Below are 15362 nucleotides of genomic sequence, written 5' to 3' on the forward strand. Positions count from 1 at the left end.
GCAATGAACCGCCTCGCTGCGCTCGGCTGGCCCGGCTTCGCCGGGCCAGAGCCGGCCCTTCGGGCCGGGGTCCTCCGCTTCGCTGCGGACGGGTTCGGGGCCTCGCTTCGCTCGGTCTCGAACGGCTCGCTTCGCGAGCCTGTGTGACCCCGTTTCACGGGGTTCGGGCCTTCGGCCCGTTGGGTGCGTCCGCTTCGCTCCTCCGCCCGGTCCTTCCGGCTTCGCCTTCAGGACTAGCCCGCTGCGCGGGCGCCGGCAGCAACAACCAGGGAGCCGCCGGGGATCGACGGGTGTCAGAGGTGGTTGGTCTCGTGATAGAGACGCCAGTGCCACCAGCCTCCCCTGCGGTACGGCTGGCGGTAAGCGAGCGGGTCGGGGAGGGTCCTGCGCCGCAGTTCGTCATCCATTTCTGCCAGCAGCGCTTCCAGGTCGCGGCGGGCACGCGTGGGGAGCCTCTGCACGACCACTTCGAGGAGGTCCCGGGCCACCGCAACGTTCTCCCGGAGCTCCTGGTCCCGACTACCGCTAATCGACAAGAGAAGGTACAGGTACTTACCCGGGCGCGCGAGGAAGGCCCGATAGGCATCGATGGCCTCCAAAGCCGCCCCCGGCCACCATCCATCGCCGAACGGGCGCCGGTATTCCTCCCGGCGGATCGCGGAGACGATCCGCCGGGACGGACGCCAACGCTTGGGCAATCCAACGCCCCCATGAACCGGTATCCGCGTACACCTGTCGCGGCACCCGCTGCCCGCGCAGCACTCTCGGCCGATTACGCGGCATGAGCCTTTCGGAATGCAGTCATAAGACTTGATCATGACATCGACGCGGCGGGACGTCCAGCGATTCCGGAACTGATCCCGCCACTCGAGAGTGAGTGTGCTTCAAAGTAGAATCCGGATTCTGACTGGAACAGACCTCTTGTCGCGCAGACGGAAGGCGCCCTAGCGTGTCGACGTGTCGAGGATCGCTGCAACTGCGGCACAGCACTCAACCCAACTGCACAACCGGCCCCAGACCTAGGAACTCCGCAGGTCAGAACGGAGGCTCGTCACTGTAGCCACCGGGCGTAGGTGTTGAAGGTTTCGAAGCTCCCCAGCCACCACCGGAGGGCTGACTGCTTGCCCACGGATCGTCTTGGGACGGTGAGGGGATTGGAGCGGCACGCGGAGCAGGAGGGGGCTGCGAGGGCGGCGATTCTGGAAATTCCTCGGTCGCGTCCTCTTCGACCGCACGGTCCCAGACAAGGCGAAGATGCTCTCGGCAGGTTGGAATAGCAGTCCACCTGTCTTCGCTCTCGGACCAGCGCGGTCGGTCCGGATCCTGGTTCCCCAGCTGACACAGGGCACGCAGGAGGGAGTCCAGGGTGGGCCAATTTGCGAGCGTCTTCCCAACGAACAGCCGGCGTACCGTCTCCCGGCTCACGGGCTTGACGCCGTCTAGCCCAGCGATGGCTGCGGTGATGGCGACGAGGGTAGGGCGGTTGGCTTCCCTCAGGTGTACGCGCAGTTCGAGGACCAGGTTCCGGCGAGGGCCTGGTGGGAGCACATCTGTGCCCGGCATACGCAGCAACTGAGCCCTCGACACACCCTGCCAGGGGAGCACTTGCCATGTCTCCCGATTACCTGAACTCACACACATTGACGCCACGGATAAACACACCACCCCACACACAGGCGTGGTTCTGCACGATTCGACCAATGACACACATGAACCCTGAATGACCGTCATGCGCATGCCCAGACACACACCGATACATCCACCACCAGGTGTGCCTCATGGTGATGTCTCCGCAGCTTCGACAGACCTGATTGAACAACCTGCCGTTTCCGCTGGTCAGAGCGTGTTTCGAGGTGCTTTCGTTGTGGCGTCCACCCCTGAGACGCCTCTTCGTCTCAGAAAGTGGACGACGGCGTGGCTGTCCCCGAAAACGGGCGACGGCCCCCTGGTAGCGCAGGGAGCCGTCAGCAGAGGACAGTCCCCGACAAAGGAGAACCTCATGTCCCAAACTGAGCGTACGGTCATCGCCCGCAGTGAGAAACCCCCCGCACCGGAACCGCCATTGAACACGGGGCGCTGGGCCCACTTGGCCCGGCGAGTCCGCAACGAGGCCGGCGTACACCTCCTCCGAGGTGCCGCCACAGCAGCAGGCGGCGCACTCGTCCTCTACGCCAGCACCTGGCTGCACTCACGCTGACCCACACCCATCAAGCCCACCCGCTCCAGGCAACCGCTCCGCTCACAGGCCTCTACCGCATCTTGCCGTTGCTCGCCGGAAGATCCGTGTTCCAGTCGCCCTGTGCCTTGTCACGTGAAAAACCCGGTACAACAACGGGTCGGCAGGCGGAGGAGCACAGTGATCGGGGCGGGGCTGGAGCAGGTGCTGTTCACGCAACCAGTGCCGGGTACCACCGAGCAACAGCTGCGTGCTTTGCTCAGGTGGGCGAAGGGCTCCAAGCAGATCGTGGCGCAGGAGCTGGGCGTGTCACTACGGACAGTTCAACGGTGGACGGCTCGAAAGGCGTCGGCGCGCGCCCGGCCGAGTGTCCGTCATCTGGCGCTGATCGAGGCGCGGGTGCGGGCGAGATGGCAGCCGCTGGTGCGGGCCAGGCGCCGGGCTGTCGCTGAGCAGCGGGGGCTGGTGGTGCACACCCGGGCCCGGTTCGGATTCTCAGCCGGCGCCAAGAGTTCCGACGATCCGAGGCACCGGCTGCTGACCTCGATCGTGCCGGGCGAGGTGGCCCGAGAGCTGTTCTCCGCCTGGGAAGCAGGGGCCCCCGACGGGCAGCACACCGCGATCCTGGCCCGGGCGCTGGGACACGTCTACTTCCGGCAGGCGGGACAGCGCGCGCACGCATTGAAGACGGAGTTCACAGAGATCGACTTCATCGAGTTCGGCCTCGCCTAGCGGCTCTGCTGCCGCCTTCGGGCAGCAAGGCGGTCAGCCGAAGCATGAGAGTTGACACCAAGGCAGGCCTGGTCACTCGGGGGCGTCTGCCGGCGGCGGCAGGGGGTGGGGCCGGAGTCCACCTGCGCAGGCCAGCACTTCTGTCGCCGAAGAGTTCAGGAAGATCGTGAACACGGACGATCGGTCCACGGAGTCGATGAAACCGGTACGCACACGCTCTTCCCCGGCCTGCCGGAGGATGTCAACCGACGCGGCAAGGCCCCCGACTGTGTGCCCACGCCGAGCAGCTGTGCGGATACGGATTGCGAACACACCCGCGTGCCGGCTGGCGGGGACCAGACCGTCCCCGACCCGGAAGGCACCCCCGGCAACCAAGGCGTCACGGGCAGGTCCGCAGGCCGGAGTCTGTTCGCCAAGCATGGCAATGAGCTCCCCGCGAGGAATGCTGCGCACAGGTACTCGAACGACCCACTCATCGGCCTCGTGTGACAACTGCAGCGCCTCTCCAGTGACAGCCCGACTGCTTCGACCTGCTCCCTCCGCAGGCTACGTGGTGCCGACGGTGACAACTACCAAGCCTCGGCACGGGCGGGTAGGAGGCGCTCGCAGCGGAGCGCCTCGCGCTTCTCGCCCCAGTCCCAGATCACCGGGCCGGGCCGTGCCTCTATCCGGCCCGGAGGCTGGGGAGGGCGCACCTTGATGTCCTCGGCAAGGCGCAGCAGGGCGGGGCGGTCGGCGGGAGCGGCCAGCAGGTGGGTTGTGCCGGTGAGGTGGGCGAAGTGGGCGGCGGCGTGGAGGAAGACCACTGCCCAGCCCGGTAAGGGGTAGATCGCACAGCCGTCTGTGTAGCGGGTGCGGTCGTGCAGGGTCAGGGTGTGGTCGGTGAGGTGGAAGCCGTCTGCGCGAGCGGTGGTGAGCTGCTGGAACGAGGCCCTGGTTGCGACGGTCGCCGCGAGGGCCGCGGCGCGGGGTGGGTGGGCTGTCGCGGCGTGTAGGTGGTGGGCCAGCTGGCCGGCCTGGGCGTCGGTCGGCGGGATGGGGGCCGGGCGCTGGTGGTAGACGATCGGCTGCGGAGCGCAGACGTCGGTGCAGGGGCGGGGGCTGTCGTAGGAGACGAGGCGGTCCAAGGCGGAGAGGGTGATCCAGCGCCGGGCGGCCGACGATGAGGGTGACGGCGGGGCCGTGCTGCGTGTGGCGTCTTCGCCCAGGTAGAGGGTGCGGGCTTCGGTGAGCGTGGAGACGGTCGTGTACCGGGTTGCAGCCAGAGCTCGGGTGAGGGCTGCGGTCAGGCGGGGGCGGTGGACGACGAGGGTGAGGTGGATGCAGGTCTGCCGCTGGAGGCCGATGAGGCGCTCAAGACGGCGCTCGTCGAGCAGGTGGGCGCGTAGGACGGTCAGGCGGGCGAGAGCCAGGGCCGCTGTCCATGCCGAGGCTGCCTCCCACAGCGGCGGGCGGCCGTGCGGGAAGCGGCCCGGGAGGTGGGCGGGCTTGCCCAGCGCGAAGAGCAGGTCGCTGGCCAGGGCGGTGTCGCTGGTCGTGCCCGGCGCGGGATGCAGGGTGATGCGGCCCGCGTGGGGGGCGTGGGCGGCCAGGGCAGCGTGCGTGAAGGCGGCGTCGTCCCCGGTGTCGAGGACGACGGCCAGGCGGGGCGTGGCGGGTGGGCTCATGCGAGGCGGCTGAAGGCCCAGCGGAGCAGGTCGCGGTCCGGGCGCGGGCGGCCGGTGCGTTCCAGGGCGGTGCGCATGTGGGCGGTGAGCTGGGCCCAGGCGCGGAAGTTGCCGTGGGCGGCCTGTTCGTCGGCGAAGGTGATGTCGGCGGGGTCTGCGTCTTCCCAGACGGGGTGGAAGAGCGGGACGACGTCGAGGTGGCTTTATTCACGGGTTGCGAAGCCCGTTGTTCACGGGTTTGGGAGGCGCCCAGATCCACCGTCGGGTGATGTTCACGAGTTTTGAAGTCGCCATGGTTCTTGCCACGGGAGCATCGGGATGCTCCTGGTGAAAGGGCCTGGTCATGCCGCAGATGTCGAAGGTCGAGCTGTACGCGGCGATCCGTCGCGACCACCGCGGCGGTATGAAGATCCGGGAGATCGAGCGCAAGTACAACGTGTCATGGAGGACGGTCCGCAAGGCCGTGGACTCGGTCTGGCCCGAGCCGAGGAAGCAGCTGCCGCCGCGGCCGACCGCGCTGGATCCGTACAAGCCCCTCGTCGATGAGATGCTGCGGACGGATCTGGACGCGCCGCGCAAGCAGCGGCACACGATCACGCGGATCTTCCACCGCCTGGTCGAGGAACACGCCGCGGACGTCTCCTACCAGATGGTCCGGCGCTACGTCTCCGACCGGAAGCCGCAGATCCTCGTCGAGTCGGGGAAGGCGCCGGTCGAGGCATTCGTGCCGCAGGCCCACCAGCCCGGCATGGAGGCCGAGGTCGACTTTGGCGACGTCACGATCCGGCTCGCCGGCGAGGTTGTGACCTGCTATTTGTTCTCGTTCCGCCTGTCCTACTCGGGCAAGGCCGTCCATCGCGTCTTCGCCTCCTGCGGCCAGGAAGCCTTCTTCGAAGGGCACGTCCACGCGCTGCGGACGCTGGGCGGGGTCCCACGGAGCAAGGTCCGTTACGACAATCTGAAGGCCGCCGTCGCCCGGGTGCTGGGGCTGAGCCGGGCCAGGGTGGAGGCCGACCGGTGGATCGCGTTCAGGTCGCACTTCGGGATCGAGAGCTTCTACTGCCGGCCCGGTATCGAGGGCGCCCACGAGAAGGGCGGAGTGGAGGGGGCAGATCGGCTACTTCCGCCGCAACCACTTCACCCCGGGGCCCGAGGTTGACTCGCTGGCCGAGCTGAACGAACTCGTCGACCAGTGGGACCTGCGTGACGGACGGCGCCGGATCGGTTCGCGGCCGAGGACGATCGACGAGTACTTCGAGGTCGAGCGGCCACTGCTGATGCCGCTGCCCGAGGAACCGTTCGAGACAGGTCGGCTCTTCACTCCGCGGGTCGACCGCTACAGCCAGATCGCGGTCCGCACGAACCGCTACTCGGTGCCGGTCCGGCTGATCGGCAAGCGGGTCCGGGTCGTGCTGCACGCCTCTCACCTGGTCGTTTACGACCGGAACGTGGAAGTGGCTCGGCACGAGCGCCTGATCGCGAAAGGCGGCTGCCGCCTGGATCTGGACCACTACCTGGAGGCCCTGATCCGCAAGCCTGGTGCCTTCCCCGGCGCCACCGCACTCGAACAGGCCCGCTCTGCGGGCAAGTTCACCCCGGTCCACGACGCCTGGTGGGCCGCGGCGGTCAAGGCCCACGGCGACACCGCCGGCACCAGGTCCCTGATCGAGGTGCTGCTGCTGGCCAGGCACGTCTCGCACGAGCACCTCGTCGCCGGCCTCGCGATGGCTCTGCGGGCCGGGGCACTGACCGCGGACGCGGTCGCCCTCGAAGCCCGCAAGATCGCCCAGGCCGAAGACGAACCCGCCGGGAATCCTTCGCCGGCCGGTGCCGCGGGGGCGACCGTGACGTTTTGCACGAATGGCGGCTCGCGCATCTTCCCCCGGACACCAGGCCGCTGCCCTCGGTGACCCACTACGACCAACTGCTCCGACGCCGTCGCGCCAGCGGCGGTGAACACCGCGAGGGAGAAGCACAGTGACCCTGCCCCGCCAGCGAGGACTGACCGAGCAGGCCGCCACCACGGCCATCGACACCGCCTGCCGCCTGCTGCGGCTTCCCTCGATCAGAAATGAGTTCTCCGACATCGCCGACCGGGCGTTGAAGGACCAGATGACCTACCGCGGCTTCCTCGCCGAGCTGCTGATGGCCGAGTGCGACGACCGGTCCCGGCGCCGTTCGGAACGGCGGATCAAGGCGGCCGGGTTCCCCCGGGACAAGTCGTTGCGGACCTTCGATTTCGACGCGAACCCGAGCATCGACGCGGCCACCATCCACACGCTCGCCAGCTGTGAATGGATCAAGAAGAGTCAGCCGCTCTGCCTGATCGGAGACTCAGGGACCGGCAAGTCGCACATGCTGATCGCTCTGGGAACCGAGGCGGCGATGGCCGGCTACCGGGTCAAGTACGTGCTGGCGACGAAGCTGGTCAACGAGCTCGTCGAGGCCGCCGACGAGAAGCAGCTCTCCAAGACGATCGCCCGCTACGGCCGCGTCGACCTGCTCTGCATCGACGAACTCGGCTACATGGAACTCGACCGCCGCGGCGCCGAACTCCTGTTCCCGGTCCTGACCGAACGCGAAGAGAAGAACAGCGTGGCCATCGCCTCCAACGAGTCATTCGGAGGCTGGACCAAGACGTTCACCGACCCCCGCCTCTGCGCGGCCATCGTCGACCGACTCACCTTCAACGGCACCATCATCGAGACCGGCACCGATTCCTACCGCCTCGCCAGCACCCGAGCTCGCGCCGAGGAGTCGGCCAAGGCCGGCTGATCCCTGCCGCTACCTAACTCGACGGCCCGCCGCCCTCCGGGCGGCGGGCCGTCCTCGCCGAACCCAGTCGTTCCGCCCGGCAGGCTCACTCAATCCGCCGTCCGTGAAGCGGCCGCTTCGATGCCTGATGCCCGCAGCTTCCGCGCCAGGAGCTCCATCTCGGGCAGGGTCCCTGAGTACTGCCCGGTCAAGACCTGCTCCAGCACGGCCCGGACGCCGTCCAGGCCGATGCCGAGTTCCGCCCGCAGCACCCGCATGATGGCGGCGTTCCTCGTCGGCGGGACCACCCGCAACCTTGCCCGCCCGTGCTCGGAGAGCAGTCGGCCACGCAGTTCCTCCGACAGGTCACCGCCACACACAGCCAGGGCAAACCCGCAGGCCGGACACGTCGACTCAACATCCCACCTCAGCACCTCGCCCACCAGCGCCTGAACGCCGCACCACTCCGCCTCGGCACCGCACCCCTGGCACACAGCGGAGTACCTGATGGACTCAACCAAGATCGACTTTTCCATGATCCCACCCTCCCCAAGAGGAGAGGTTAGACGGCAGGCGGCGAACATCTCTCCGGGGCGCCAACATGTCCCCCTGACACCCGGGCCAGCGGTCCAGGCCGCCACGCTGGTCCATGCGCTGACGCTATCTCTCGTGAACATTCCGAGGCTCAGTGATCACCAACTGACGCCCAAACCGGCAGACAAACGCTGCTGCTGAACATGAACAAAGCCATCGAGGACCTCGTCGGGGGTGAGGCGGGTGAACTGCTGCCAGACGAAGATGCGGGAGGACAGCATCGGCTCGCGGCACAGGACGCTGTGGGCGCCGGCGCCGCCGACAAAGACGATCGCGATCTGGGTGGCGGGCTCGTCCCAGAGGTAGCGGAAGTACTCGAACGCCTCGCCGTTGAGCCACTGGGCCTCGTCGACGAGGAAGGTGCGGGGCCGCTCGGACAGGGAGGTCTTCAACAGGCGGTCGAACTCGCTGGGATGGCGCGGCGGCTCCCCGGGCAGGCGGAGCGTCTCGAACAGCTCGTAGCGGACCGCGCGGGCGGTCGGGCGGGCCCGGAAGGTGACCCGGCAAACTTCCTCGCCGCAGGTGTCTTCCAGCTCGTGCAGGCAGGTGTTGACCGCGAGGGTCTTGCCGAAGCCGGCGTTGCCGTGGATGCACATCATCGCCCGCGCGGCGACCGTGTCCGCGATGTTCTCCCGCGCAGTGAGCAGGGCCCTCGTGGTCACGATGGAGGCGTCGGGCAAGTCTACGTACTGGTAGGTGGGTGTGGTCACCGCTCAGCCCCCGCCTCTGCGTCGCCCGCGTCGGATGCCGGGGGCACGGGGTCTGGGCGGGTGCGGGCGGCGAGCGAGGGCGGGGTGCGCCAAGTGGGAGGCGCCGCAGCCGGCGGGATCAGGTCCGGCAGGGCCAGCCTCGACAGATCCGCCCGGTCGGCAACCGCCAACTCGGCAGCAGCCTCCATCGAGGACACAGCGTCCAGCCGCTCTGGCTTCCCCGGCCGCGTCACCGCGGCGTAGCGCTCGTGCTGCGCCGCGGCGAGGTCCTTGCGCAGACGCCGGCTGCGCGCGGCACGCGCGGTGCGGACCGCGGTGATCTGTTCCGGGCTTGCCTCATCCGCGACGGTCGCGGGGCCCAGGTAGCGGCCGGTCGTGGCGTCGAAGACCTCGATCCGGTGATCATGGTGCGGCATGAACCGCACCCGCACTCCCGTACCGGCCAAGCCCGTTATCCACGGCCCCACATAGTCCCGCCGACGGAACCGGACACCGCGGGTGGAGATCACCCTGATTCGTCCGTCGTCCTCCAGCGTGAACGTCCACAACTCCTCCGGGCTGACCTCCCGCACCGGAGTCGGATCCGCCTCCCAGGCCTGAAGCGGGGTCTTCCCGCCCAGCGGGCCCGGCTGGTGCACGGTGTTCCACCACTCCACCCAGCCCAGCAGACGAGCGGTGAAGTCCTCGAACCCGAGCAGCAGCTCGTCCTTCGGACGCGCCCGGCGCCGGCCCGGGCGCGGCTGGCGTACGTAGCCGGGCAACGAGACGAGGAACATCACCTCCACCGCCCGGTTCAGGCCCTCGACTGTGCCCTTGAGGTGCGGGGTGTAGGCGGGAAGGTCCTCCACCTCGACCACCAGCGCACCGAACGCCGCCGCGACCGTCTTCGACAAGAAGTCCTTGCCCCGGTCCACCCGGACCTTCTCGGGGAGTCCGCCCTGCGGCCCAAACGGGTCCTCGCGCAGTACCGCCGCGCGGAGCGCGGCCAGCACCGACTCCCGCGACGGATACCCGGGCGTGACCGCGACCCCCATGACCGTGTTCGTCGCGCAGTCCACGAACCACGTCACCCAAGGCCGCCGGGCCACACCCTCAACATCGACCAGGACCGGGGCCTGGACGTGATCGGCCTCCCACACCTGATTCCGCCAGCCCCGAGGCCGGGCCAGAAACACATCATGCTTCCGGGCCTCACGCTCACCACCAGCAAGCCCCGCCCGCTCCCCCGCACTCAGATCCCGCCGGATCGCACGACGCAACGTCGTCAACGACGGCGCAACCCCCGGAGGCGACTGCAGGGCAGCACGCTCGGCCAGCTCCCGCTGTACCGCAGCGACGTTCCCACCCCACAAGGCCAGCAACGCACGTACCTCGTCCGTCACGACGAACCGGTCCACCCGCACCAGCCGAGCACCCGGAACCACCCCGGGCCTGGGATCGGGCGCAGCGAGCCAGCGCCACACCGTCCGCTCCGACACCCCCAGCGCCCCTGCGGCCACTCGCACATGGCCTGCCGTTAGCCGACCCGCTGCCCGCAAATCCAGCAGCCGGCCCACCGCCGCGCCGCGCATCTGTACCCGCGCGGCTTCCGGCAGCGCACTCCGCTCCCCCACCACTACACACCCCAAGACCGGGAAGACCTTCACAGGCCCCAACCCTCCTGGCCACCACATCCACCTTGGATAAGAAGCACCGTTTTCGTGGCAGTAGAGATTGTGTTGGTGTACCGCCCCATGACAGCGGCAACCACCCCAAGCACCGCTTCCATGTCAGTAGCAGATGTGCCCCCTAGTCATACGACCAGCACGAACGCACCTGACTGACGGACCGTCACTGCCAATCCCCCACTGACACCAAACCGGCACATCGCAACGACGAGATGGTGCCCATCGGACAGCACATGGCCAACCTCCGCCGCAAAGGCGCCAAGAACGGCCTGGGCAAGGATCCAAACCGGGCCGCGGAACGCGCCGCACAGCTGACCGCGATCGACAAGGACTGGAACTGCCCCTGGCCCCTGGACTGGCAGCGCCACCACCGCGTCCTGGCCGACCTGGCCGACGCCGACGGCCAGCTGCCCGACATCGCCCCCGGCGTGCTCATGGACGGCGACGACATCGGACGCTGGCTCCAGCAGCAGAAGCAGCCGGCCACCTGGACGCGGCTGCTGCCCGAACAGCAGAAGCGGCTGACCGCACTAGGCGTGGAGCCTGCCCAAGCGCCGCCTCCGGTCCCCGCGGCCAGCCGTGCGGCGAAGGGGCCGAGCAAGGCACAGCAGGCGTTCCAACGGGGCCTGGCAGCCCTCACGCAGTGGGTGGAACGGGAAGGCGCCCACCGGCCGGTGCCCCGCACCCACAGCGAACAGATCACCGTCGACGGCGAAGGAGAGCCGATGACCGTGAAGCTGGGCGTGTGGGTCTCCAACACCAAAACTCGACGCAACAAACTCACCCAGGAGCAACTTGCCGCCCTCGCGCAGCTCGGCATCGACTGGGCCTGACCGGCACCGCGAAGGCGCCAATCCTCCCGCCCGGCGCCTTCGCTGTGCACATCGCATTGCTGCTGGGCTGGCAAACTCGCTCGTCGGCGCAATCCCCAACCTTCTGCCCTCCCTCCATGGACAAAGAAGAAGCGTTCAGGCCGCTGTGGGCGAGTGCGGCCAGCCGGGTGGTGATTTCAAGCTCCGGCCGCATCGCCGCTACGGCCGGAGACGGCGCGCAGGGCCCGCTGGGACAGGCCGTAGTCGAGCGCGGCTGCGGCAGCCAGCCGGATCGGTGTCTCGCGTGTGAGACGCCTCGAGGCCGGCTGTGACTGCGCCGTGGATCGCGTCCAGGGCGCGGGCGACGTCCAGGAGCCAATACGCCTGCGCGCGGCTGATGCCGAACTCCGCCGCGCACCCGCACCCGCACGCGTCGGGCGGGACAAGGGGCGGCTGCGGTGAGCATCAGACCAGCCCCTGCTGTCGGCCGGTCATTGCGCGCAGATCCCTCGAGGGCCGCGCGTGAGGGGGGATGGGCGGGCGGCCGTGGTGGCCAGGTCAGCCAGTGCGTGGTGGAGTGAGGGGCCGTTCCAGGGAAGGTCCGCGCGTGCTGGCGCGGTACGTGCGTCGAGACCGCACCGTGCCTCGTGTGCCAGCGCTGCCGGGAGGTAGGCCAGGTGCGGCTCGGGGATGTCGACACCGGCATCCGGGTCGATAGCCCGCTCATGATGCGAAAATCACGACCCGTGAAAGGCACACCACGGTGTCACTCACTAGGACAGACGCCCACCCTCCGCAGGGGAACCCGGCCCCGCGCGGCCCTTCAGTGGTCGCCGAAGGCGGGCCTCCCCAAGACAGCTGACTTGGAGATCAAGGACTTCTACACCTTCATCAACGTTGACGGCGAGCCCGAGGGCCGGCTGCAGCAGCTGCCTGAGTGACGAGCACAGGAGGGCGCCGCCAAGGGAGTCAGGCACGGCCTGGGTCCCGCTGGTGAGGCACACGACCGGCCGCCAGCTGCGCGAGCGTGTCATGGCGGCGCGGGTACACCAGACCGATCAGGGCACGCTGGTGCGGCGCGAGCTTGCAGCGGCGGGCCCCACCCTCGCGGGGGACGATGAGCATCGTGACCCACTCGAGCACGGTGTGCGGCAGGTCGAGTGCGGCAGGATAGGGGAATCAATGAGGCATCTGCGCTGCTGAGTTGAGACTTCGAAGAGCTCCCTCAACGGCACGGGTGCCTGGTGCGTTGCGTACTTCCTCGCCGTCACCCGATCAGTGACCAGACTGAAAAGGCTCAAAGAGAGAGCTCGGAGGCCATGCCCGCAATATCCGACAGCACGGGCAGCTTGGGCTTCTGCGGCAGTAGGTCGGCTCCACCGCACTGATTGAGTGCGTTACCGACGGGCAGGCTGGCGAGGTTGCCGTCGGCGGCGCCGGTGCCGTGCATGGTGGCCCCGTTCGCGTGGGCTCTGTTGTTGAGGTTGGCGCATGAGACACCGAACGCTGGTGACAGGAAGTCGCCGATGCCGCCTGCGGACGCCGGGGCCGCCGTCGCGAGTGCGCCGCCGAGGGTTGCCGTGGCGAGGGACAGAGTCGCGACCGTCCTACGTGTGATCATGCCCTACAAACGACACAGCCGCTTTGCCGTCACATGCCTGAATCCCCACTCGGGCCGGTAGACAAAACCGAACGCCATACGATCCAGGCCGATATGCCAGACCGTGTGGGGCAACTTCCTGGCTCGCCCGTGTCAGGCAGCCTCACTGCGCTTTTTCAGCGTTGCCGCTCCAGGTGAGGACGGCCTTGGCGATCAACGTCATTCGATTGGGGCTGCCCCGGGCGGAACGGAAGATCCTCCAGACCCCCGAAAAGGCTCAATGTCGCAAGGGCATTACACCTGAACCTTTGACTACGCTCGACATTGGACCTATCACACTGGGTAGTTACCCGCGTGTACGTATCCGTCTTCTCGAAGGAGTTCGAAATGTGGCTGTTTGATACCCTCGCCCTCTCCCTGGGCCTCGGCAGTGTCCTCGCCATCGGCGGCGCCGCCGCACTCGGCCTCCTGTAGCGCGCGGGAGTGCACCGGTTCCGCTGGACCAGGTTGTCACTTGCCCAGCTGTACTGAACGATCCGGCAGAGTTCGGGCTGCCGGCACTTTGTGATCGGTGACGTGGTGGGCCGTCAGGGGCAAGAGGCGCCGCTGACGGCCGGACAACCGGTGCGGGAGCAGGCCGCCAGGCCCAGGTGCCCAAGATCCGGCTGCACTGCGTAGGCGAAATCACCCCCGGCCCCGCCCGCGGCCGGCCGGTCTGGACCCGGCATCTGTGGACGCGACCCCCTCCGGCACAGGACCCCCCGGCGGCCAGGCTCCCCCGGGTCCCTGAGGTCCGCCGTCACCACCTCTACGGTTAAGGAGCGGACATGACTGAAGCGTGGCGTTGGTCGATCGCGGCGACGTGCTGGGGCCTGTTCACCCTGTTCTGGATCGCCGGCGCGGTGCACGCCGCCCGGCGGGCACCACGCAAGCAGACCCGTTCACGGCCGGCCCTCGGGAAGCGGCCCCTCGTCGCGATCGCGCTCACGTGGGCGGCGGTCAACGCCCTCTACCCGTTCGAGCGGTGGCCCGCACTGCCGCCCGGGCACGAGTGGCTCGCCACGGCAGCGGCCTGCGCCCTTCCGCTCTGCGCCGCGTTCGCCGTCTGGTCGCGGATCAGCTTGGGCACGATGTGGACCCCCATGCCCGCGACACGCAGCGACCATGTCCTGCGCACCGAGGGGCCCTACGCCGTGACGCGGCACCCGATCTACACCGGAGTGCTCGCCATGATCCTGTGCACCGCGGTGATCTCCCAGCACAGCTGGGCACTGGCCCTGTTTGTTTTGGCGACGGTCACGCTGAGGGTCAAGATCCACGCCGAGGAACAACTGCTGCGCGAAGTGTTGGGCCAGGAATACGACACCTACCGCACTCGTGTACCCCGGCTCCTTCCCCTGGCCGTATGGCGGATCAGCCAGTGGAAAGGCGCGGGTGAGACTGGTCAGTGCGGGACGCCGCTGGCGCCGACGGTCAGCCATCCCGCGCCTCTGTGCCCCAAGGCCGGACTAGGACGTCAGCCGCGGGCCGCACGGAAAACCTGATGGAGATCGTCTCAGCCGCCGTTGACCGCGCGGGCCTCGCGGGGGAACGGCCTCCTTAACGGACCGGTAGGCACCTCGTTGCCGCGGACGGTGCCCGGTCCGCGGTATGGACCGCATTGGAATCGACGTCGACGGGGCGGAATCCGAATGCGCCTTCGTCATCGCCGACGCAACGCCGGTCCGCGGGTGTCGCGCTCGACCTGGGCCGCGCAACGTTGTCAGGTCTGTCCTGGCCCGATGTTTAGCGTGGGTCCAGCCCGGCGGAACGGACGGAGGTTTCCCGCTGATGTGCCGATCGGGCGTAAATGGGCGCAGGTCTTCGGGCGGGTAGTCCGCGGTGCCGCGCACTATGCCGCACACGGCCTCACCGATCACCGGCAGCAGCCCGGGGCGGGCATCGTGCCGGTGACGGCGCCGATGACCGCCTCGATGGTGTCCCGCGGTGAATCTTGGTCCTTCTCTGCACCGACTACAGCGGCGATAGGTGCTCCCTCTCGGGCCATGCAGTCATCTGGCGCTGCCGTGCATGGTGTGCGCGTTCATACGTTCGACCCGTGCACCAAGACCCTGGAAGGCCAGGCCACCGCGGCGGCCAAGGGCAGCCACGATGGCTGGGGGCGCGGGGTGGGGCCGCCGCACACCGGCGGCCCCGCTCAACTGCTCAGCCACGTCGATGTCAGGGCCGAGCGGCTCGTACGCATGCCTCCAGCGCGACGATCGTCGGGACGCCTTCATCGATCAGAGGTTCGACGCAATTCTCCGTGTCGCCACTGGCGCCGGCGAAGCAGGCGTAATTGACCACATTCGTGTCCGTGCCGGGGGCGGCCGTGGCGAGGTAGGAGATGCAGTGGCTGGCGTTTGCGTGTGCGGCCGGTGCGATAAGGGCCAGGCTGGTGAAAACGAGGGCGGCGCCGGTACAGACGGCGGCCAAACGGGGTGCGGGACGCATGGAAATCACGACTCCTTGGATGGAACGACGTGGGGAACCGCCGGCCCGACCAGGCGCTGACGGGCACCGGGCACCGGGGGTAATGACATGGACGACATCTCGGGTGCGGCTTCAGAACACACCTCGGACAGTCGGACAGCACGTCAGGATGAGCCGA

10 protein-coding genes and 3 pseudogenes are annotated in these 15362 nt (G+C 68.4%); 5 read left to right on the forward strand and 8 right to left on the reverse strand.

The window, feature by feature from the left end:
* Positions 1-293: 293 nt before the first annotated feature.
* A complete protein-coding gene (locus AB0447_RS28590; protein ID WP_366479716.1) occupies positions 294-698 on the reverse strand; it encodes a hypothetical protein in 405 nt (134 codons plus the stop codon).
* A 1658-nt stretch (positions 699-2356) separates the two neighbouring features.
* Between AB0447_RS28590 and AB0447_RS28595 the strand changes: the two genes are divergently transcribed.
* Positions 2357-2908: an XRE family transcriptional regulator gene (locus AB0447_RS28595; protein WP_352218439.1), complete on the forward strand. Its 552-nt coding sequence runs from the start codon at positions 2357-2359 to the stop codon at positions 2906-2908.
* A 569-nt stretch (positions 2909-3477) separates the two neighbouring features.
* Here the strand turns inward: AB0447_RS28595 and AB0447_RS28600 are convergent.
* Positions 3478-4575, reverse strand: a complete 1098-nt coding sequence (locus AB0447_RS28600; protein ID WP_366479717.1) for a hypothetical protein — start codon at positions 4573-4575, stop codon at positions 3478-3480.
* 352 nt (positions 4576-4927) lie between these two features.
* On the opposite strand from AB0447_RS28600, the pseudogene istA reads away from it, so the two are divergent.
* Positions 4928-6556: pseudogene (gene istA, locus AB0447_RS28605) on the forward strand (IS21 family transposase).
* Complete coding sequence (gene istB, locus AB0447_RS28610; RefSeq protein ID WP_366479718.1) at positions 6553-7350, forward strand: IS21-like element helper ATPase IstB; 798 nt, start codon at positions 6553-6555, stop codon at positions 7348-7350. Before istA ends, istB begins: the two are co-directional and overlap by 4 nt.
* Before the next feature lie 89 nt (positions 7351-7439).
* Here istB and AB0447_RS28615 read toward each other — a convergent pair whose 3' ends face one another.
* The 3 genes from AB0447_RS28615 to AB0447_RS28625 form a co-directional block, all read right to left on the reverse strand.
* Positions 7440-7865: a hypothetical protein gene (locus AB0447_RS28615; protein WP_366479719.1), complete on the reverse strand. Its 426-nt coding sequence runs from the start codon at positions 7863-7865 to the stop codon at positions 7440-7442.
* A gap of 156 nt (positions 7866-8021) precedes the next feature.
* Complete coding sequence (locus tag AB0447_RS28620) at positions 8022-8633, reverse strand: ATP-binding protein (RefSeq protein ID WP_366479720.1); 612 nt, start codon at positions 8631-8633, stop codon at positions 8022-8024.
* Entirely contained in the window at positions 8630-10279 is a 1650-nt protein-coding gene (locus tag AB0447_RS28625; protein ID WP_366479721.1) for a Mu transposase C-terminal domain-containing protein, read from the reverse strand. The genes AB0447_RS28620 and AB0447_RS28625 overlap by 4 nt, the downstream gene beginning before the upstream one ends.
* Before the next feature lie 230 nt (positions 10280-10509).
* Between AB0447_RS28625 and AB0447_RS28630 the strand changes: the two are divergent.
* Positions 10510-11133, forward strand: a pseudogene (locus AB0447_RS28630) (helicase associated domain-containing protein); the annotation flags it as partial.
* 984 nt (positions 11134-12117) lie between these two features.
* Here AB0447_RS28630 and AB0447_RS28635 read toward each other — a convergent pair.
* Positions 12118-12237 (reverse strand): annotated as a pseudogene (locus AB0447_RS28635) (IS5/IS1182 family transposase); the annotation flags it as partial.
* 172 nt (positions 12238-12409) lie between these two features.
* Positions 12410-12733, reverse strand: coding sequence for a hypothetical protein (locus AB0447_RS28640; RefSeq protein ID WP_366479722.1), 324 nt, complete (start codon positions 12731-12733; stop codon positions 12410-12412).
* An 806-nt stretch (positions 12734-13539) separates the two neighbouring features.
* Here AB0447_RS28640 and AB0447_RS28645 point away from each other — a divergent pair.
* The gene (locus tag AB0447_RS28645) at positions 13540-14256 is read left to right on the forward strand and encodes an isoprenylcysteine carboxylmethyltransferase family protein (protein WP_366479723.1); all 717 of its coding nucleotides are present in this window, start codon (positions 13540-13542) and stop codon (positions 14254-14256) included.
* A gap of 676 nt (positions 14257-14932) precedes the next feature.
* On the opposite strand, the gene AB0447_RS28650 is transcribed toward AB0447_RS28645, so the two are convergent.
* Positions 14933-15214, reverse strand: a complete 282-nt coding sequence (locus AB0447_RS28650; protein ID WP_366479724.1) for a hypothetical protein — start codon at positions 15212-15214, stop codon at positions 14933-14935.
* Positions 15215-15362 lie beyond the last annotated feature (148 nt).

It is taken from the genome of Streptomyces sp. NPDC051211, assembly GCF_040689505.1.
GTDB lineage: Bacteria > Actinomycetota > Actinomycetes > Streptomycetales > Streptomycetaceae > Streptomyces.